The organism is Microbacterium murale (assembly GCF_014635185.1).
GTDB lineage: Bacteria > Actinomycetota > Actinomycetes > Actinomycetales > Microbacteriaceae > Microbacterium > Microbacterium murale.
This window is the reverse complement of sequence record NZ_BMCM01000001.1, coordinates 996938-1014693: the sequence shown is the minus strand read 5'-3', so window position 1 is coordinate 1014693 and position 17756 is coordinate 996938. Positions and strand designations below refer to the sequence as shown.

Below are 17756 nucleotides of genomic sequence, written 5' to 3'. Positions count from 1 at the left end.
TGTATCAGGAGGGATGCTCATCGCTCCTGATATGCGGAAGGTGTCAGGCGAAGCGCTCCAGGAGGGTCACGGAGCGCGAGGGGGCGCCAGTCACTGGGGTTACGTTCGGGGACGTAGACGACAGACACCGACTACTTGGGGTGCGTGCGATTTCACTCGCGCGCACCCCTTCGTGTGTCTGCGCCCCGTCAACCCCGCCGAGCGAGTAGCGGGGTGACGGCGGCTCAGCGGGCCACAACGACCTCGTAGCCGGCATCCGCGAGTTCAGGGGCCGGAGCATCCGTGATCACCGTCGGGAACAGCTCCGGACCGCCGACGAACGCGAACGCCGCCTGGCCGATCTTGCTTGAATCGGCCACCGCGACGGCCCGCGCGGCACGCGACGCCATCATCCGGTTGACGGCGGCCTCGCGCTCGTCGTGGGTGCTCGCGCCGTCTTCGGCCGAGAGCGCGTTCACGCCGATGAAGGCGATGTCGAGGCGGATGCCGCTGAGCAGCTGCTCAGCGAACGGACCGACGAGCTCGTAGCTGCGGGAGTGGATCACTCCGCCGGTCACCACGACCTTGATGTCGGGCCTGGTCGCCAGCTGGGCGGCGATGTTCACCGCGTTGGTGACGACGGTGAACTCGCCGAGGTCGGCGCGGGCGGCGAGCGCCGCCGCGATCGCCGTGGTCGTCGTTCCGCCCGAAAGCCCGACGACGGATGCGGTCGTGACGAGTGCGGATGCTGCGCGCGCGATGGCGTCCTTCTCATGCGTGCGCTGGTGGCTCTTGTAGCGGACGGGCAGCTCGTAGGCGACCGACTGCGCCACCGCGCCGCCATGCGTGCGGGTGAGCAGCCGCTGCTCGGCGAGGCTGTCGAGATCGCGCCTCGCCGTCGCCGGAGACGCATCGAGCCGCTCGACCAGTTCTTCGACAGTCACCTCGCCCTGGGCAGCGAGCAGGTCGAGGATCGCAGTCAACCGCGATGCGCGCTTCACACCGATTCCTGAGACGCGGCGGAAGTGGTGGGTTGTGCGTCCTGCAGCGCGAACAGTCGCAGCATCCGCGCCGCCTCGTCGACAACCGCCGCACGTCCGGGAGCGATGTACTTGCGCGAATCGACCAGGCCCTCGTCGCCGTCGAGAATCGAGCGCACCGCCCGCGTGAAGAAGCCGTTCAGATGCGTGGACACATTGATCTTCGTCATGCCTGCGCGCACAGCATCCATGATGACAGCATCCGCGACGCCGGACGATCCGTGCAGCACGAGCGGCACATCCGCACCATTCCGGCCGCTCTGCCGGAGCGCCGCACGCAGCCGGCCGATCAACGCGATGTCGAGTGACGCGCTGCGATCGGTCATGGCGTGCGACGAGCCGACCGCGACGGCCAATGCGTCGACTCCGGTCTCGGCGACGAACGCGCGAGCCTCGTCCGGATCCGTGCGCACGCCGGGCGCATGCGCGCCGTCCTTGCCGCCGACCTCACCCAGCTCACCCTCGACGTAGACGCCAGCGGCATGCGCGCGGGCGGCGACGGCGCGGGTCAGAGCGACGTTGTCGTCGTAGGGCAGCGCGCCGCCGTCGAACATGACCGAACCGAATCCGAGGGCGATGGCCTCGTCGACGAGCTCGGGGTTCTCGGCGTGGTCGAGGTGCACGGCGACCGGGGTCTCGGCCCGGCGCGCCACCGCGAGCGTGGCGAGGGCGATCGGCTCGAGCGCGCCGTGATACTTCGCGCAGTTCTGCGAGATCTGCAGGATGACCGGAAGATCTGCCTGAGCGGATGCCGCGACCAGCGCCTCTGCCGTCTCGAGGTGGATCACGTTGAACGCGCCGATCCCGCGGTTCTGGGTGGCGGCAGCGCGGACGAGGTCAGCGGCGGAGACGAGGGTCATGCGGGCTCTTCCGGGTCGTGTGATGCGGCGGGAACGGGTGAGACACCATCTGCGGCATGAGACACCTCGTGCGCGGTGGCGTGTCGTGTCGGCGGTGATGTCTCGCCGGGAACGGTGTCGAGTATCAGCGCGCGTTGGAGGTCGCGCCACGTGGGGTGGATCTCGCCCGCGAGCGGCATGAGCACTGCCGCAGCCGACCACGCGGTCGCACGGCGCAGGATCGCTTCCGGGTCGAAGCCCGAGGCGGCCGGGTCAGCAGCAAGGTCGCTCGCACTGTCGCTTGCGGCACCGACCTTCTCGGCAAGGAGCGTCGCGGCGGCGGCGACAGCCGCGTCGCCCGCTCCGGTCGGGTTGCCGGCGAGTCGCTCGGGCAGTCGGGCGCGCAGCACCCGATCGGCCGTGACCGCATACATGCCCTCGGCGCCGAGCGACAGCAGCACGAGCCCCGCCCCGCGGGCGATGAGTGCGCGCGCCCCGTCGATCGGGTCGGCCATGCCGGTCGCCTCGGCGAGTTCGGCCTTGTTCGGTTTGAGGACGGATGCTCCGGCATCCGCCGCCGTGAGCAGCGCTGGTCCGGAGGTGTCGACGATCACGGGGCGCCCGGCACCCGCCGCGATGAGCTCCGGCAGAAGCCTCGACGGTGCGCAGGGCGGGAAGCTGCCCGAGATCACCAGCACGGATGCCGCGGCGGCCTGCCCGCGCACAGCCGCGGTGAATGCCGACCACTCTTCCACGCTCGGGTTCACGCCGCGTTCGTTGACGATCGTGGTGTCGCCGAGTGAGCGATCGACCCACGCGACGCTGCGCCGGGTGGGTGCGGTGACCGGGATGAGCACGTGCGGCATCCCGCTCGCCTCGAGTTCATCGCGCAGCTCTGCGCCTGTCGCCCCGCCGCAGGTCGTCAGTGCGCGGACATCGAAGCCCTGTGCGTGAGCGACCCTGGCGACGTTGAGGCCCTTGCCGCCGGCACGGACAGCACCGGTGTCGGCACGGTGCGTGCCGCCGATCTCGATGCGGTCGATCTCCCACGTCAGATCGAGCGCGGGGTTCGCGGTGACGGTCAGGATCATGTCAGCTCCCTGGCACGCAGGGCCGCACCGATGAGTCCGGCGTTGCCCTGGAGTTCGGCTGGCAGCAGTTCCGGCATCCGATGGAAGCTGAGCCTGGCCGCGAGCCGTGTACGCAGCTCGTCGAACAGCGCACCGCCGGCGAGAGACAGGCCGCCGCCGATCACGATCGCCTGGGGTGCGAACATCGCGGTCAGCTGCGCGAGCGACATCGTGAGCGCGTCGAGCGCGTCGTCCCAGATGCGCGCGGCGACGGCATCGCCGGCGGCCGCGCGCGCGATGACGTCCCTGGCTCCGTCGGGAGTGGTGCCGGTCTCTGCGGCGTAGCGGCGGGCGATGACGCCTGCCGAGGCGATGGCCTCGAGGCAGCCGCGCGCTCCGCACGCGCACTCGGGTCCGTCGGCGATGGGAGAGTGCCCGATCTCGCCGGCGTAGCCGCCCGCCGTGTACGGCTCGCCTCCCACGAGGATGGCACCCGCGATGCCGGTGCCGATGATCAGCACCACGACATCGTCGTGCGCACGTGCGCCGCCGAGCCGGTGCTCAGCCCAACTCGCCGAACGCACGTCATGGTCGAACGCGATCGGCAGCTGCAGCCGTTCTGCCGCGAGGTCGCGAAGCGGTGCATCACGCCAGCCCAGATTGCTCGCGAAGACGCCGATCCCGGCATCCGCATCGACGATCCCCGGCACGACGAAACCGAGCGCGGCCGGTACGACCTGCGGATGCTGCGCCCGCAGCTCGTCCGAGAGACGCGCCAGCTCCTCGATCAGCGCGGCCGCCGGTTCATCGCCAAGCGGCGGTGTCGGTGTGCGGCGCAGCCCGAGGGCTGTGCCGTAAGCGTCGAAGATCGCCGACTTGATGTCCGTGCCCCCGACGTCGAAGGCGAGCACCGCCGCCCCCTCACCGATCCCGAGCCGCGCGGACGCCCGCGCATCCGGAACCCGCGAACCTGCAACACCGCGCCGAGACGGCGACGGTTCGCCGCCGTCTCGGCGCGGTGTTGCGGTCTCGGCGGGGGCCATCACGCGTCCAGGACGACCGAGCGGGTGAGGTTGCGGGGCAGGTCGGGGTCGAGGCCCTTGGCCACGGCCCGCTCGAGTGCCACGCGGTGCAGACGCACGAGATCGGCGAGCGGGTCGACGTCGTGCTGCACGAAGCGGCCGCCGGTCGCCTGCACCTGGTCTGCGAGCCCTTCGGGTGCGACGCCGAACTGCCAGGTGATGCGGCCGGGAGCGGCGATCGCGATCGGGCCGTGCCGGTAGTCCATCGACGGGTACGACTCGGTCCACGACTGCGACGACTCGCGCATCTTCAGAGCGGCCTCATGCGCGAGGCCGATCGTCCAGTTGCGGCCGAGGAACGTGTACTGCTCGGCCTCGGCGAGCGCGGCATCGTCGGTGGCGGCGAGCACGGCCGAAGCATCCGTGATCGAGCGCGCGACGTCGCCATCGAGGCCGAGCGAGGCGCGGAACAGCGTGAGCGCGGTGGTGGCGAAGCGCGTCTGCACGACCGACTGCTCGTCGGCGAACGGCATCAGCACGGCCTCGTCGACCAGGTCGACCAGGGGCGAGGTCGGGTCGCCGATCACGCCGATGACCGGAATGCGGCCCTTGATCTGCTCGGCGAGCTCGAGCACCTCGCTGGTGGTTCCCGAACGAGTGAGCGCCACGACGGCGTCGTAGTCACGGTCGAGGAACGCCTCGGATGCCGCGTACGCATCCGTGATGCCGAGGCCGGAGGTCTCGCGCAGAGCGGCATACGACTGCGCGATGAACCACGAAGTACCGCAGCCGACGACGGCGACACGGGTGCCTGCGGCAGGAAGCAGCTTCTGCTCGTCACGCATGTCGGCGGCGCGCGCCCAGGTCTCGGGCTGGGAGAAGAGCTCCGCACGCATGAACGCGCCGGGGACCGAGTCGGTCATGTAGTCGAGCCTTTCGAAGAATGCTTTATTTTGATTGATTGTGTCTACTTTCGATCATAGAGTATCGAACATGATGCGGCACTGGTCGGGATCAGCGGAAGCGCTCGATCGACTCGCAGAGCCTGGCGTGCGTCTCGGACGACAGCCGAGCCCCGCCGGCACGCAGCGCGAGCACGCCCGCTCCGACGGCCCCATCGACGACCGGAAGCAGTTCGAGACCGGCCGCGGAATCGCCGAGGCGCTGCATGAAGGCATCCCTGACCTCGCTCGGCCGGAAGAGCACGCTTCCTCCGACGACGAGCGGCCCCGGCCCGGACAGCACAGCGGCGAACGAATCGGCGAGGTGCTCGCCCGCTCGACGGAGGATGCTCTCGGCCACCGGGTCGTCAGCCGTGAAGGCGAGCGGCGCGAGAGCGGCGAGTTCGATCGGGCGGACACCGTAGAGCGAGCCGACCAGATTCTCGAGTGTGCGCGAGCGGCCTTCTCTGCGGGTCGCATCCTCGACGATGTCGAGACGCTCGAGCACTGCGTCGGTCAGCGCCGTCGCCGGCCCCGCATCGTCCAGATCCCGCACGACCGCCCTCGCCACCCTGCGCCCGATCCAGAAGCCGCTCCCGCGGTCGCCGAGCAGCCAGCCCAGCCCATCTGCGGTCGCCTCGATCCGGCCTCCCGAGACACGGACGGCGCACGCGCCGGTTCCGGCCACGATCGCGTAGCCGAACGGTTCCACCGAGCCGCTGGAGTACGTCGCCAACAGATCCGATTCGAAGGTGAGCGTGCCGGCGAACCCTTCGGCAGCCAGTCGATCGCGCAGCCATCCGCCTTCACCCTCGACGGCCTTCTGCCCCGCCATCGCCGCGGTGATCACCGACACATCCGCCAGGCTGCGCGATGAGGGGGCAAGAGCCAGAGCGACAGCATCCAGCACGCCTTCGGCTGCGAGGTCGGCACCTGCGGCGATGGGGTTCCCACGCCCGCCTACGCCGTACCCGATGCACTCCCCCTGGCTCGTCGTCAGCACTGCTCTGGTCGACGTCCCGCCGGCGTCCAGTCCCAGCATCAGGGTGTCGTGACCCATTTGTTATCCGCCCTAACTTGACGTTCCTCGACGGTGAGAATAGTTTTCAACGCAACGGAGACTTACTGCGACGAGTTCTGGGGGCAATGGTGCCACGCAGCATGAGCACGGGCAATGGCGCGATCGCCGGCCGCATAGCCGAGCGTCGTGATGCCATGCCCGCCGCGCTGTCGAAGATCGCCGATCTGGTGATCTCGAACCCGACCACACCTGCCGAACTGACGATCACCGAACTCGCCGAGCGGGCGGGTAGCTCGCCTGCGAGCGTCACGCGCTTCTGCCGATCCCTCGGCTTCGCCGGGTACACGCAGTTCCGCGTCGCGATCGCGACCGAGCTCGGACACGCCTCCGCCGAGCATGCGTGGATCTCCGACATCGGCGCCGAGTTCGAGCCGACCGATTCGCCCGAGAAGATCCTGCGCACGCTGCTCAACGTGCACGTGAGCGGTCTGGAGACGACGCGGGAGGGCATCGATCTGGATGCCGTCGGCCGGGCCGCTCGCGCGATCACCGCCAGCCGCCACGTCGACATCTACGGCCTCGGCGGCAGTGCGGGGATCGCGCAGGAGTTCCAGCGCAGGATGCACCGCATCGGCATCAGCTCGCACGCATGGTCGGATGTGCACGACGGTCTGGCGAGTGCCTCGCTTCAGGACGAGGGCTCCGTGGCGATCGGAGTCTCCAGCACCGGGCAGACCAATGAGACCGTGCAGATGCTCACGCAGGCCGGAGCCGTCGGAGCGCTCACCGTCGCGATCACGCACGACGACGAGAGCTGGATCGCGGATGTGGCCGATGTGTCGATAACCACTGCGGCCCCCGTCGGCTATCTGCGACCCGACGACATGTCCGTGAAGCACTCGCAGCTCTTCGTGATCGACCTGCTCTACCTGCTCATCGCCCAGCAGATGTTCGATCCCGCGACGAGGCGCCTCGCCGCCACCGCGACAGCGGTGTCGGCACACCGTCGACCGCGAACGCTGAACCCGCGCGAGGCGGAAGCGCCGGCGGAAGTCCCGTCCGAGATCCAGGAGGCTGCGAGTTGACCGCGACACCGTCCGACCTGTTCCGTGAGGCGAACGAGCGCCTCACCCGCCTCACCGCGGGTGCCGAGGCCGGCGCCCTCGATCCCGCGATCGAGTTGATGGTCGCGGCACTGGATGCCGGCGGAGTGATCCACGCCTTCGGCACCGGGCACTCCGAGGCATTCGCGATGGAGATCTCCGGCCGTGCCGGCGGACTCATCCCGACCAACAAGTTCGCGCTGCGCGACCTCGTGATGCACGGCGATCGCGAGGCCGACGTGCTGACCAGCGCGCTGGAGCGGGAGCCCTGGCTGGTCGACGAGCTGATGGCGACCGTTCCGGTCGGCGAGGGCGACGTCTTCATGATCGCCTCGAACTCCGGTGTCAACGGATCGATCGTCGGTGCAGCGCTGTGGGCGAAGGAGCGCGGACACAGCGTGATCGCGGTGACGAGCATGGAGCACACCATGCGCGTCGAACCGAAGCATCCGTCCGGCAAGCGTCTCGCCGACGTCGCCGACGTCGTGATCGACAACCTCGCCCCCTACGGCGACACGACCCTCGAGGTCTCGGGCGGCATCGGTGCGGGTGCGATCTCGTCGATCACCGGTGCGTACATCGCCCAGCTGCTCACCCTCGGGGTGGCACGCACCATCGCCGACCGCGGCGACACTCCCCCGATGTACATCTCCGCCAACATCCCTGGCGGCGATGAGCACAACTCCGTCCTGGAAGACCGCTATCGCGGTCGCATCCGCCGGGGCGCCTGAACCCGAACACTGATCACCACAATGAAAGGTACGAAGATGGAACTCACACAAACCTCCATCAGCCGCCGCAACCTGTTGCGCGGCGCGGCAGCGACGGCGCTGCTGCTGCCATTTGGCATGTCCCTCGCATCCTGCGCAGCACCGGGCGGCGGAGGCGCGGCCGGGCCCAAGGGCGAAGTCACCGCGGACAACCCGTTCGGCGTCGCGGCCAACACGACCGTCGATGCGGTCATCTTCAACGGCGGCTACGGCGTCGACTACGTCGAGAACGCCGCGAAGATCATGGAGAAGAGCAAGGGCCTGGAGGGCGTGACCGTCAAGGTCTCCCCCTCGACGAAGATCGCGACCGAGTTGCAGCCGCGCTTCGTCGGCGGCAACCCGCCGGACCTGGTCGACAACTCCGGCGCCAACTCCATCGGTTGGAACACGATCATCGAACAGCTCGAAGATCTGACCGAGGTGCTGGACTCCGAGAACCTAGAAGGCACGAAGATCAGCGACACCCTGTTCGCCGGAGTCAAGGAGCCAGGCACGTTCGACGGCAAGTTCGTCGCACTGAACTACGTCATGACCGTGTACGGCATCTGGTACTCGTCCAGCCTGTTCGAGCAGAACGGCTGGCAGGTTCCGACGTCGTGGCAGGACCTGAAGGCCCTCGGCGAAGCCGCGAAGGCACAGGGCAAGTTCCTGTTCCTGTGGGGCAAGGAGGCCGCGACCTACTACCAGACGATGGTCATCGACTCCGCCGTCATCCAGGGCGGCGACGACGTGCGCCTGCCGCTCGAGAACCTCGAGGAGGGATGCTGGTCGAACCCGGTCATCCAGGAGATCCTGACGATCCTGCACGACCTGATCGCGTCGGGGTACGTGAAGCCGGGCGGCTCGGGTACTCAGTTCACCGAGGCGCAGGCGCAGTGGAGCAACAAGCAGGAGGCTCTGCTGTACCCGTCCGGCTCGTGGATCGAGAACGAGATGAAGTCGCAGACCGCCGAGGGCTTCGAGATGATGGGCATCGCCGAGCTCCCGCTCGATGGCAGCCAGACCACGCCGGCGGGGTTCATGCGTGCTGAGGCCGGCGAGCCGTTCATCGTGCCGAGCAAGGCGAAGAACCCGGCCGGTGGCAAGGAACTGCTGCGCACCATGCTGTCGAAGGAGTCGGCAGTCGCTTTCGCGAAGGAGAAGCTCGCCCCGACGATCGTCAAGGACACCGTCCCCGAGGACGGTTTCGGCTCGACCGCTCTTCAGTCGCAGGGCAAGCTGCTGGCAGCCGCCGGCGACAACGTCTTCACGATCAAGTTCTACAACCTGTACGGCATGAACGGCGACCAGCTGCCGATCTGGAACTCGTTCCTCGACGGCAAGATGACGGTCGAAGAGATCACGAAGCAACTGCAGGATCTCACTGACAAGGTCCGCAACGACGACTCGGTGACCAAAATCGAGATCAAGTGACCACTGCTCCAGGTCTTGACGCGGCGCTGGACACCGTCGCCGTCACGGCTGCCAAGGCGGGGCGGCGTCGGCCGCCCCGCCTTGGCAGGCGTCCGCTGACCTTCGACTACGTCTCCTTCCTGCTGGTGTTCCTCGTCCTGCCGGTGGCGGTCTTCCTGATCTTCGTGATCTCGCCGTTCGTGCAGGCCGTGTACTACTCGATGACGAACTGGACCGGGTTCACACCCGAGATGGACTTTGTCGGGCTGCAGAACTTCGTCCGTCTCTTCACGGACTCGACGTTCCTTCAGGCCATGGGCAACAACATCGTCCTGGCCATCGCCGTGCCGCTGATCACGCTCTCGGTCGCACTCGTCTTCGCGAGCATGATCACCGTCGGAGGGCCGAGCACAGGCCAGGTCCGAGGCCTCGCCGGATCGAGCTTCTACCGCGTCGTCTCCTTCTTCCCGTACGTGATCCCCGCGATCGTCATCGGCATCCTCTGGGCGCTGATCTACTCACCGGAGGGCCTGCTCAACGGCATCCTCGACGCTGCCGGGCTCGACGTGAAGGGCTTCGCGTGGCTCGGCGATGAGCGGACCGCGATGGGGGCTTCGATCTTCGTGATCATCTGGGGCATGGTCGGCTTCTACATGGTGCTGTTCATCGCTGCGATCAAAGGCATCCCGTCCGAGATCTACGAGGCCTCCCGCATCGACGGTGCCGGCCGATTCCGGACGACGATCTCGATCACGCTGCCACTGATCCGCGACAACGTGCAGACCGCGTACATCTACATCGGCATCCTGGCACTCGACGCGTTCGTCTACATGGCGGCCCTGAATTCGACCGGCGGTCCGGGAAACACCACTCTCGTGATGTCGCAGTACCTGTACCGCACCGCTTTCGAGAAGAGCCAGTTCGGTCTGGCCAGCGCCATGGGCGTCGTGCTCGCGGTGATCACACTGCTGTTCGCCGCGGTCGTATTCCTGGTCAACAGGTTCACGGGCGGCAAGGACGACGAGGGACGGCTATGAGCGACAAGACCCGGGCGCTGATCGCCATCGACCCGAAGCGCGCTCGCAGGAACGCCCTTCCCACCCGCAAGACCACGGTGACGCGCGGCGACAAGGTCGTCGCGACTATCTCGCATATCGTCCTGGCGATCTGGTCGATCATCGTGATCCTGCCCCTGCTGTGGACGTTGTTCAGTTCTTTCAAGTCCACGTCGGAGATCTTCGCGTCTCCCTTCACGCTGCCGTCGTCGTGGGACTTCACGAACTACGTCAACGCCTGGACGAAGTACAACTTCGGTCAGATGTTCCTGAACACCGTGATCGTCGTCGGCGTCGCGCTGTTCCTGGTGATGCTGCTCGGCGCGATGTGCGCGTATGTGCTGGCGCGCTTCTCGGTACCGGGCAGCAGGGTGATCTACTACCTGATGCTCGCCGGTCTCACCTTCCCGGTGTTCCTCGCGATCGTGCCGCTGTTCTTCGTCCTGCAGGGCATCGGACTGCTCGGCACCCTGCCCGGCCTCATCATCACGTACGTGGCTTTCGCCCTGCCGTTCACGGTGTTCTTCCTCTACTCGTTCTTCAAGTCATTGCCGTACGAGATCCAGGAAGCCGCATATGTCGACGGCGCGAGCGAGTGGCGCACCTTCTTCCAGGTGATGCTGCCGATGGCGAAGCCGGGCCTTGCGGCCGTCGGGATCCTGAACTTCCTCGGCCTGTGGAACCAGTTCCTGCTGCCGGTCGCATTGAACCCGAACACCTCGCAGTACGTGCTTTCGCAGGGGATGGCGGCTTTCGCATCGGCCGCGGGATATGAGGTCGATCAGGGCGCGCTGTTCGCGGCCGTGATCATCACGATCGTGCCGGTGCTCGTCGTCTACATCTTCTTCCAGCGCCAGCTGCAGGGATCGGTGTCGCAGGGAACGTCGAGGTAGCACGCCTCGTCGGCGCCCCTGGTTGTCGCCCACGCCCCCTCGCACCTACGGGCACGCGAGGGGGCATCGACGGTCAGAGGGGGCGCCGATGGGATCGACACCGCCTGGCATGATCACCGTCTGACGAGAACGCTCTCGCCCGCGTCGAGCGACCGGGCGACGGCATCCATCACGAGCTGCGCCCGAAAGCCATCCTCGATGCTCGGCAGCCCTTCCACGTGCTCGCCGCGGGAGACGCGGACGAAGTCCCTGATCTGCGATCCCGCACCGTCGAGCAAGGACATGGCTGGGACCGGCCGCCGCTGGATTCCGGATGCTGTGCCGATGACGACGTCCGCCTCGTTGGAGTCGACCCTGATCCACCCCTCGTCAGCGAGGACCTCGATCATGATCGCGCCCGGCACCCCGGCATCCGGTGCGACGCGGCTGATCGTCAATGACGCGGTCGCGCCCGACTCGACGCTCAGGTGCAGATCCGCGTCGTCGTGGTTGGTGACCCGGCGAACGCGACCGGATTCGGGATCCGTCCGCTCGGAGATCGTCGTGCGAGCGAAGGCGGTGACCTGGGTCACGTCGCCGAGCATCCACCGCACGAGGTCGACGGCGTGCGGGCCGAGGTCCGACACGACGCCCAGCGGCTCGTCGGCCGCGTCGAAATGCCAGCCCCAGCCTCGCGCCGGCGTCGCGGCGGAGGACTGGACGTAGCGGATGCGCACGTGCCGCAGCTGGCCGGCCGCACCTTCGCTGATCACGCCGCGGAGTGCGCGGAACAGCGGCTGCCATCGCAGCGTGAACCCGGTGAGTGCCGGGCGGCCCGCGAGCAGATCCCGGATGCGGCGGGCGCTGTCCACGTCGAGCGCGAGGGGCTTCTCGCAGAGGGCGGCGACTCTGAAGCCCGAGACGGCTCGCACCGCCTCCTCATGCTGACGCGGAGGAGTTGCGATGATCACCCCGTCGAGATCCTCGACCGTCAGCATCCGATCGATCGAGTCATGGGAACGCGGGATGCCGTGCGCATCGGCGAATTCGGATGCCCGTGCGGAATCGCGACCGCACACGGCGACGACATCCACGTCGTCCAGCTGTCGCGCGCCGGGGATGAGGTACGTGGACGGCCACATCCCATGGCCGATGATCCCGAGCCGGAAACGCGCATCCCTGTCATCGATCGCCGGCCGAGTCATCTGGTCAGCGTCCCTCTTTGGCCTCGGTGTGGTGGCGGATGACCTCCGCGACGACGAAGTTGAACCACTTCTCGGCGAACTCGGGGTCGAGGTGCGCCTCTTCCGCCACGGCTCGCAGGCGTGCGACCTGCTGCTCCTCGCGCTTCGGATCGGATGCCGGCATGTCGTGCTCGGCCTTGAGAACGCCGACCTGTTGAGTCGCGCGGAACCGCTCGGCGAGCATGTAGATGAGCGCGGCGTCGATGTTGTCGATGCTGCCGCGCAGCCGCAGCAGTTCGGCGCGGGCGTCTTCTGCCTCGGTCATGTGTCTCCTCCTGGTCGCAGGTACGACGATATCGCGACGGACCGCTGGTGCGGCTCCTGCCTGGGCGTTATGCACGCCATAGAGTGAGCGCATGAGCATCGAAGAGCCTGCGGCATCCGACGATTCCTCCGCTGCCGAAGCGCCGGTCTCCCGGCGGGCCGAGGCCGCGACGAAAGCCGAAGCCGCGACGAAGGTGAAGCCGAAGAAGCAGAGGGCTGCCAAGGCGGAGCCGCCGGCAGAACCGGAGATCAGGACGAAGCCGGTCATCGAGCCCGTGCTGTCGAACCGCTCGTTCTGGACGCGTATCGAGCGGCCGTTCGTGTTCGGATTCCTCGTGACCCTCGGCGGACTCGCCGCGATCCTGCTCGGGCTCGCGCTGTCGAACCTCTCGACGGTCATCATCTACATCGCACTCGCGCTGTTCGCCGCGCTGGGCCTCGACCCCGCCGTGCGCTTCCTGGAGCGCCGCGGTCTGACTCGCGGATGGGGCGTGCTGATCGTCCTGTTCGCACTCATCGTCGCGCTGGGCCTGATCATCTGGGCCATCGTTCCGGTCGTCGTGACGCAGATCACATCCTTCGTGAAGGACGTCCCGGGGATGATCTCGGACTTCCAGGGCAGCGATCTCTACGCGACCCTGGAGGATCAGTTCGGCGACCAGTTCGAGTCGCTCGTGGGAGACGTGCAGGGCTTCCTCACCGACCCGGGCAACATCGCCGCGATCGGCGGCGGCGCACTGCAGGTCGGAGCCTCCATCGCCAACGGCATCTCCGGCGCGGTCATCGTGCTCGTGCTCATCATCTATTTCGTGGCGACGCTGCCCGGGATCAAGGCAGCGATGCTGCGCCTCGTGCCGGCACGCGACCGTGCGAACGCCGACATCATCAGCACGCAGATCACCGACTCCGTCGGCGGCTATGTCATGGGGATGGTGACGCTGGCGTTCATCAACGCGATGGTCGTGCTGATCCTGTACACCGCGCTCGGGTTGCCGTTCCCGCTGCTGCTGGCCGTCGTCGCCTTCCTCATCACGCTGATCCCGCTCGTCGGCTCGCTCCTGTTCTGGGTGATCGGCACCGGCATCGCGCTGTTCGGCGACAACATCGTCCTGGCGCTGGTGTTCGCGGTGATCTACCTGATCTACATGCAGGTGGAGTCGTACTTCCTGACGCCGCGTGTGATGAACAGGGCGATCTCGATCCCCGGTTCGCTGGTCGTCATCGGCGCCCTGGTCGGGGGAACACTGCTCGGGCTGCTCGGAGCGCTCGTAGCGGTGCCGGTCGCGGCATCCATCCTGATCATCATCAAGAAGATCTGGATCCCACGTCAGGACTCGAGGATCTAGAGCCCCGATTTCGAATCGGTCAGAGACTCTGATCGACGATGCCGACGAATCGGCTTCCGACGCCCTCGAACTCACCTCGGTGGTGGCCGGATGCCGGCTTCGGAAGCTCGCTCAGCGAATGGTGACCGCACATCAGATAGGTGAACTCCGGCCACCACTTCTTGGGCCTGGCCGTCTCGGTGTAACCGCACACGTCGCAGGTCAGGGTCGCCCAAACAGGGCGCGCACCCTTCTTGCGGTTCGCCCGCGACTGGATGAGCCATGCGGGCGGATCCTGCTCGAGCGCCGCGAACGCTGCCTCGCTCATACCGTCGCCGAGGCCGTGACGGTCGACCATCTCCAAGGGGATGTCGAGTCGCTGAGCGATATCGCGCTTCGAGATCATGCGCGTGAGTCCATGGCCATGGGCTCCATTGTCTCAGGCGCCGCGTGCCGCACGCGTCGAAGGGCCTCCCGGCGTGCACCGGAAGGCCCTTCGATCCTGCGTGTGTCGATCCTGCGTGATCAGAGCAGGTCGTTGTCTTCCAGCCACTGCTTGGCGATATCCTCGGGCGACTTCTCGTCGACCGTGCTCTGCACTCCGAGCGCGACGAGGTCGTCGGCACCGAGGGCTGCGCTGACCGCGTTGATGACATCGGCGATCTCATCGGACACATCGCTCGAGGCGATCGGCACGACGTTCGATGCCAGGATCAGGTTCTCCGGGTCTTCGAGCGCGACGATGTCCTCGGTCTCGAAGGCCGGGTCTGCGCTGTAGATGTCGGCGATCTGGATCTCGCCGGCCAGCAGCGACTCCAGCGTGGTGTCGCCGGTCGCGGAGAAGGCGAGGTCGACGCCGTACAGTTCCTTGGCGCCGGCAGGCCCGTACGGACGCTGCTCGAACTCCGGCGCGCCGCCGATCGTGGCCTTCTCGCTGAGGTTCGCGAGGTCGGCGATCGAGGTCAGGTCGTTCGCCTCGGCGAACTCCTTCGTGACGGTATAGGTGTCCTGGTCGCTGGCCTCGGCGTAGTCGAGCGCCGTCAATCCGTCGGGCAGCGCGTCCTGGAGCGCCGCGTACACGTCCTCAGGGCTGGTCACGTCGGCCGAGTCGTCGTAGAACTCCAGCAGGTTGCCGGTGTACTCCGGGAACAGGTCGAGCGCACCGGACTCCAGATCGGGGATGTAGGCGTCGCGCTGACCGATGTTGAACTCGCGTTCGACGGTGAAGTCGGCGTTCTCGAGCGCCTGGGCGTAGATCTCGGCGATGATCTCGTTGGAGTAGTAGGCCTGCGAGCCGATCACGATCGTGTCGGAGCCGGCGCTCTCGCCGCCGTCTTCGGTGGGGGTGTCGAGCGGGTTGCTGCTCGCGCAGCCGGCGAGCACGAGCGAGGCGGCGAGCCCGATGCCGCCAATGAGGGCGAGGCGTGACTTTCGTGCGGTGAACATGATGTTCCTTCCTGGTGGGGAGTGCTGTTCCTGGTGGGGAGTGCTGGTCAAGTGGTGGAGGCCGTGGCGGGTGCGGCGGAATCTTCTCGGGCGGAAGCCGCCTCGGCGGATGCTGCGCGCCTGGTCGCTCGCGGCGTCTGGGAGCCGGGGGTGGCGATGCGGATGCCGGCGGGAACAGCCGCTCTCTGGGCGAGGGCGAGCAACATGTCGGCGATCAGCGCGAGCACTGCGACGAGGATGGCACCGCCGAGCACCTGGTCGAATCGGCGCAGCGGGATGCCCTGGATGATCGGCCATCCGAGGCCGCCGAGGTTCACGTAGGCCGCGATCGTGACCGTGGCGATCACCTGCAGAGTCGCGGCGCGCAGGCCGCCGACGAGCAGGGGCAGTCCGAGCGGCACCTCGACCTTCCAGAAGATCTGCCACTCGGTCATCCCGGTGGCGCGGGCGGCGTCGATCACCCGACGGTCGATGGCTTCGAGACCCGTGTAGGCGCCGGCGAGGAGGGAGGGGATCGCGAGCAGCACGAACGTGATGGTCGCGGCCTGCGGCACGCGCAGCACGCCCAGCAGCAGCACGAGAAGCACCATGAGTCCGAACGACGGCACCGCGCGTGCCGCGCCGGAGATCGCCACGGCCACCTCGCGCCCGCGGCCGGTGTGGCCGATCAGCCAGCCGGCCGGAACGGCGATGACCGCCGCGATCAGCACCGAGATGACGGTGTAGAACAGGTGCTGTCCGAGCAGGACGGGCAGCGCGTACTGGCCTTCCAGCCGTTCTGGGGAGAACAGCCAGGCGAGGGCCTGGGCGAACAGATTCATGCGGCCGCCCTGACGATGCGGGCGGGTCGGCGCGCGGCATTCGGGTTCTTCACCGCGCGGGTCCACGGCATCAGTGCGCGTCCGGCGAGCAGAAGGAGTAGATCGATGACGAGGGCGATCACCACCACGGCGATGACGCCGGCGAACACCTCGGCGATGATGCGCCGCTGCAGACCGTTGGTGAACAGGTAGCCGAGGTTCTCCACGCCCACCAGGATGCCGACAGTGGCGAGCGAGATCGTGCTCACTGCCGTCACGCGGAGCCCGGCGAGGACCACCGGCGCCGCGAGGGGGAAGTCCACTGTCCAGAACCTGCGGAATCCGCCGTAGCCGATCGCCGTCGCTGATTGCCGGATGGCCGGGTCGACCGAATCCAGGCCGTCGGCGACCGCACGCACGAGGATCGCGATCGCGTAGATGGTGAGGCCGATGATCAGGTTCGCCGGATCACGCGTCGAGATGCCGATCACCGCGGGGAGCAGGATGAGCAGCGCCAGAGAGGGGATCGTGTACAGGAGCCCGGTGAGGATGACCACTGGACCCCGCACGAGTCGGTACCGCCATGCGACCCATCCCAACGGCAGCGACAGCAGGAAACCGAGCACGATCGGGATCGCGCTCTGCCAGAGATGCGCGAGCGTCAGCTCGAGGATGAGGCCGAAGTTGTCGGCGATCCAGTTCACGAGGTTCCGGCCCCCCCGGCGCGCACCTCGGACGGAGCATCCGCCGGGGCATCGTCATCCAGAAGGGCGCCCTGCGTGCGACCCTCGGAATCGACGACCACCCGGCCGCGCGAGGTCTGCTTGATCCTCAGCGCCCTCCTGCCGCGCTCGGCGCCGATGAATGCCGTCACGAAGTCGTCGGCGGGATTCTCGATGATCTCGCTCGGGCTGCCGACCTGCACGATGCGGGCGCCCTTGTCGAGGATGACCACCTGGTCTCCGAGCAGGAACGCCTCATCGATGTCGTGCGTGACGAAGACGACGGTCTTGTCGAGCTCCTGCTGCAGTCGGATGAGCTCCTGCTGCAGATCGGCGCGCACGATCGGGTCGACGGCGCCGAACGGCTCGTCCATCAGCAGGATGTTCGGATCGGCCGCGAGGCCGCGTGCCACTCCGACCCTCTGCTGCTGCCCGCCCGAGAGCTGGCTCGGGTAGCGGTCGGCGAGCGCGCGGTCGAGCCCGACGGTGTCGAGGAGTGTGCGGGCGCGCTCGTGCGCATCCTTCCTGGACGTGCCGGTCAGTCGCAGCACGGTGGCGACGTTGTCGATCACGGTGAAGTGCGGCATGAGCCCGGAGTTCTGCATGACATAGCCGATGCCGCGTCGCAGATTCACCGGGTTCTTGTCGAGCACGCTCTCGCCGTCGATCTCGACGTCGCCGCCGGTCGGCTCGACCATGCGGTTGATCATGCGCAGCAGCGTCGTCTTGCCGCATCCGGATGATCCGACGAACACCGTCGTCTTGCGTGACGGCAGCACGAGGCTGAAGTCCTCGACGGCGAGTGTGCCATCGGGGAACCTCTTCGTGACCGAACGGAACTCGATCATGAG

At 67.5% G+C, this 17756-nt stretch carries 19 protein-coding genes; 6 read left to right on the top strand and 13 right to left on the bottom strand.

Annotation, left to right across the window (positions count from 1 at the left end; translation table 11 throughout):
- Positions 1 to 224 precede the first annotated feature (224 nt).
- The 6 genes from IEV67_RS04910 to IEV67_RS04885 form a co-directional block, all read right to left on the bottom strand.
- Positions 225 to 980 carry a DeoR/GlpR family DNA-binding transcription regulator gene (locus tag IEV67_RS04910; protein WP_188435413.1) on the bottom strand — a complete coding sequence of 252 codons (756 nt, stop codon included), beginning with the start codon at positions 978 to 980 and terminating at the stop codon, positions 225 to 227.
- A complete protein-coding gene (locus IEV67_RS04905) occupies positions 977 to 1879 on the bottom strand; it encodes a class II fructose-bisphosphate aldolase (RefSeq protein WP_188435412.1) in 903 nt (300 codons plus the stop codon). Before IEV67_RS04905 ends, IEV67_RS04910 begins: the two co-directional genes overlap by 4 nt.
- Positions 1876 to 2949: a 1-phosphofructokinase family hexose kinase gene (locus tag IEV67_RS04900; protein WP_188435411.1), complete on the bottom strand. Its 1074-nt coding sequence runs from the start codon at positions 2947 to 2949 to the stop codon at positions 1876 to 1878. Before IEV67_RS04900 ends, IEV67_RS04905 begins: the two co-directional genes overlap by 4 nt.
- Positions 2946 to 3971, bottom strand: a complete 1026-nt coding sequence (locus tag IEV67_RS04895; RefSeq protein WP_188435410.1) for an ROK family protein — start codon at positions 3969 to 3971, stop codon at positions 2946 to 2948. Before IEV67_RS04895 ends, IEV67_RS04900 begins: the two co-directional genes overlap by 4 nt.
- A complete protein-coding gene (locus IEV67_RS04890) occupies positions 3971 to 4873 on the bottom strand; it encodes an SIS domain-containing protein (protein WP_188435409.1) in 903 nt (300 codons plus the stop codon). Before IEV67_RS04890 ends, IEV67_RS04895 begins: the two co-directional genes overlap by 1 nt.
- Positions 4874 to 4964: 91 nt before the next feature.
- The gene (locus IEV67_RS04885; protein ID WP_188435408.1) at positions 4965 to 5951 is read right to left on the bottom strand and encodes an N-acetylglucosamine kinase; all 987 of its coding nucleotides are present in this window, start codon (positions 5949 to 5951) and stop codon (positions 4965 to 4967) included.
- 101 nt (positions 5952 to 6052) lie between these two features.
- Between IEV67_RS04885 and IEV67_RS04880 the strand changes: the two genes are divergently transcribed.
- From IEV67_RS04880 to IEV67_RS04860, 5 genes are read left to right on the top strand one after another with little or no spacing between them, the layout of a single operon-like run.
- Entirely contained in the window at positions 6053 to 6997 is a 945-nt protein-coding gene (locus IEV67_RS04880; protein WP_188435407.1) for a MurR/RpiR family transcriptional regulator, read from the top strand.
- Positions 6994 to 7746, top strand: coding sequence for a sugar isomerase domain-containing protein (locus tag IEV67_RS04875; RefSeq protein WP_229702732.1), 753 nt, complete (start codon positions 6994 to 6996; stop codon positions 7744 to 7746). The genes IEV67_RS04880 and IEV67_RS04875 overlap by 4 nt, the downstream gene beginning before the upstream one ends.
- 36 nt (positions 7747 to 7782) lie before the next feature.
- A complete protein-coding gene (gene ngcE, locus IEV67_RS04870) occupies positions 7783 to 9198 on the top strand; it encodes an N-acetylglucosamine/diacetylchitobiose ABC transporter substrate-binding protein (protein ID WP_188435406.1) in 1416 nt (471 codons plus the stop codon).
- Positions 9195 to 10214 (top strand): carbohydrate ABC transporter permease, encoded by a 1020-nt coding sequence (locus IEV67_RS04865; protein ID WP_306440975.1) that lies wholly within the window; start codon positions 9195 to 9197, stop codon positions 10212 to 10214. Before ngcE ends, IEV67_RS04865 begins: the two co-directional genes overlap by 4 nt.
- Positions 10211 to 11125 (top strand): carbohydrate ABC transporter permease, encoded by a 915-nt coding sequence (locus IEV67_RS04860; RefSeq protein WP_188435405.1) that lies wholly within the window; start codon positions 10211 to 10213, stop codon positions 11123 to 11125. The genes IEV67_RS04865 and IEV67_RS04860 overlap by 4 nt, the downstream gene beginning before the upstream one ends.
- Before the next feature lie 113 nt (positions 11126 to 11238).
- Here the strand turns inward: IEV67_RS04860 and IEV67_RS04855 are convergent, their stop codons facing one another.
- Both IEV67_RS04855 and IEV67_RS04850 read right to left on the bottom strand, forming a co-directional pair.
- Positions 11239 to 12309 (bottom strand): Gfo/Idh/MocA family protein, encoded by a 1071-nt coding sequence (locus IEV67_RS04855; protein WP_188435404.1) that lies wholly within the window; start codon positions 12307 to 12309, stop codon positions 11239 to 11241.
- A 4-nt stretch (positions 12310 to 12313) separates the two neighbouring features.
- Positions 12314 to 12613, bottom strand: a complete 300-nt coding sequence (locus IEV67_RS04850) for a chorismate mutase (RefSeq protein WP_188435403.1) — start codon at positions 12611 to 12613, stop codon at positions 12314 to 12316.
- A gap of 91 nt (positions 12614 to 12704) precedes the next feature.
- On the opposite strand from IEV67_RS04850, the gene IEV67_RS04845 reads away from it, so the two are divergent.
- The gene (locus IEV67_RS04845; RefSeq protein ID WP_188435402.1) at positions 12705 to 13958 is read left to right on the top strand and encodes an AI-2E family transporter; all 1254 of its coding nucleotides are present in this window, start codon (positions 12705 to 12707) and stop codon (positions 13956 to 13958) included.
- Positions 13959 to 13977: 19 nt separating this feature from the next.
- On the opposite strand, the gene IEV67_RS04840 is transcribed toward IEV67_RS04845, so the two are convergent.
- The 5 genes from IEV67_RS04840 to IEV67_RS04820 all read right to left on the bottom strand — a co-directional run bounded on the left by IEV67_RS04840 (position 13978) and on the right by IEV67_RS04820 (position 17753).
- Positions 13978 to 14343 carry a hypothetical protein gene (locus IEV67_RS04840; protein ID WP_188435401.1) on the bottom strand — a complete coding sequence of 122 codons (366 nt, stop codon included), beginning with the start codon at positions 14341 to 14343 and terminating at the stop codon, positions 13978 to 13980.
- Positions 14344 to 14462: 119 nt separating this feature from the next.
- Positions 14463 to 15383, bottom strand: coding sequence for an ABC transporter substrate-binding protein (locus tag IEV67_RS04835; RefSeq protein ID WP_188435400.1), 921 nt, complete (start codon positions 15381 to 15383; stop codon positions 14463 to 14465).
- Positions 15384 to 15430: 47 nt separating this feature from the next.
- Complete coding sequence (locus IEV67_RS04830; protein WP_188435399.1) at positions 15431 to 16204, bottom strand: ABC transporter permease; 774 nt, start codon at positions 16202 to 16204, stop codon at positions 15431 to 15433.
- The gene (locus IEV67_RS04825) at positions 16201 to 16887 is read right to left on the bottom strand and encodes an ABC transporter permease (RefSeq protein WP_188435398.1); all 687 of its coding nucleotides are present in this window, start codon (positions 16885 to 16887) and stop codon (positions 16201 to 16203) included. Before IEV67_RS04825 ends, IEV67_RS04830 begins: the two co-directional genes overlap by 4 nt.
- Positions 16884 to 17753, bottom strand: coding sequence for an ABC transporter ATP-binding protein (locus IEV67_RS04820; RefSeq protein WP_188435397.1), 870 nt, complete (start codon positions 17751 to 17753; stop codon positions 16884 to 16886). The genes IEV67_RS04825 and IEV67_RS04820 overlap by 4 nt, the downstream gene beginning before the upstream one ends.
- Between the last annotated feature and the right edge of the window lie 3 nt (positions 17754 to 17756).

Excerpts from the sequence above, each read along its gene's own strand:
- IEV67_RS04880 (WP_188435407.1), top strand. The coding sequence starts at position 6,053 with ATGAGCACGGGCAATGGCGCGATCGCCGGCCGCATAGCCGAGCGTCGT.
- IEV67_RS04905 (WP_188435412.1), bottom strand. The coding sequence starts at position 1,879 with ATGACCCTCGTCTCCGCCGCTGACCTCGTCCGCGCTGCCGCCACCCAG.
- IEV67_RS04860 (WP_188435405.1), top strand. The coding sequence starts at position 10,211 with ATGAGCGACAAGACCCGGGCGCTGATCGCCATCGACCCGAAGCGCGCT.
- IEV67_RS04895 (WP_188435410.1), bottom strand. The coding sequence starts at position 3,971 with ATGGCCCCCGCCGAGACCGCAACACCGCGCCGAGACGGCGGCGAACCG.
- IEV67_RS04840 (WP_188435401.1), bottom strand. The coding sequence starts at position 14,343 with ATGATCTCGAAGCGCGATATCGCTCAGCGACTCGACATCCCCTTGGAG.
- IEV67_RS04835 (WP_188435400.1), bottom strand. The coding sequence starts at position 15,383 with ATGTTCACCGCACGAAAGTCACGCCTCGCCCTCATTGGCGGCATCGGG.
- IEV67_RS04830 (WP_188435399.1), bottom strand. The coding sequence starts at position 16,204 with ATGAATCTGTTCGCCCAGGCCCTCGCCTGGCTGTTCTCCCCAGAACGG.
- IEV67_RS04845 (WP_188435402.1), top strand. The coding sequence starts at position 12,705 with ATGAGCATCGAAGAGCCTGCGGCATCCGACGATTCCTCCGCTGCCGAA.
- IEV67_RS04820 (WP_188435397.1), bottom strand. The coding sequence starts at position 17,753 with ATGATCGAGTTCCGTTCGGTCACGAAGAGGTTCCCCGATGGCACACTC.
- ngcE (WP_188435406.1), top strand. The coding sequence starts at position 7,783 with ATGGAACTCACACAAACCTCCATCAGCCGCCGCAACCTGTTGCGCGGC.
- IEV67_RS04890 (WP_188435409.1), bottom strand. The coding sequence starts at position 4,873 with ATGACCGACTCGGTCCCCGGCGCGTTCATGCGTGCGGAGCTCTTCTCC.
- IEV67_RS04850 (WP_188435403.1), bottom strand. The coding sequence starts at position 12,613 with ATGACCGAGGCAGAAGACGCCCGCGCCGAACTGCTGCGGCTGCGCGGC.
- IEV67_RS04855 (WP_188435404.1), bottom strand. The coding sequence starts at position 12,309 with ATGACTCGGCCGGCGATCGATGACAGGGATGCGCGTTTCCGGCTCGGG.
- IEV67_RS04885 (WP_188435408.1), bottom strand. The coding sequence starts at position 5,951 with ATGGGTCACGACACCCTGATGCTGGGACTGGACGCCGGCGGGACGTCG.
- IEV67_RS04900 (WP_188435411.1), bottom strand. The coding sequence starts at position 2,949 with ATGATCCTGACCGTCACCGCGAACCCCGCGCTCGATCTGACGTGGGAG.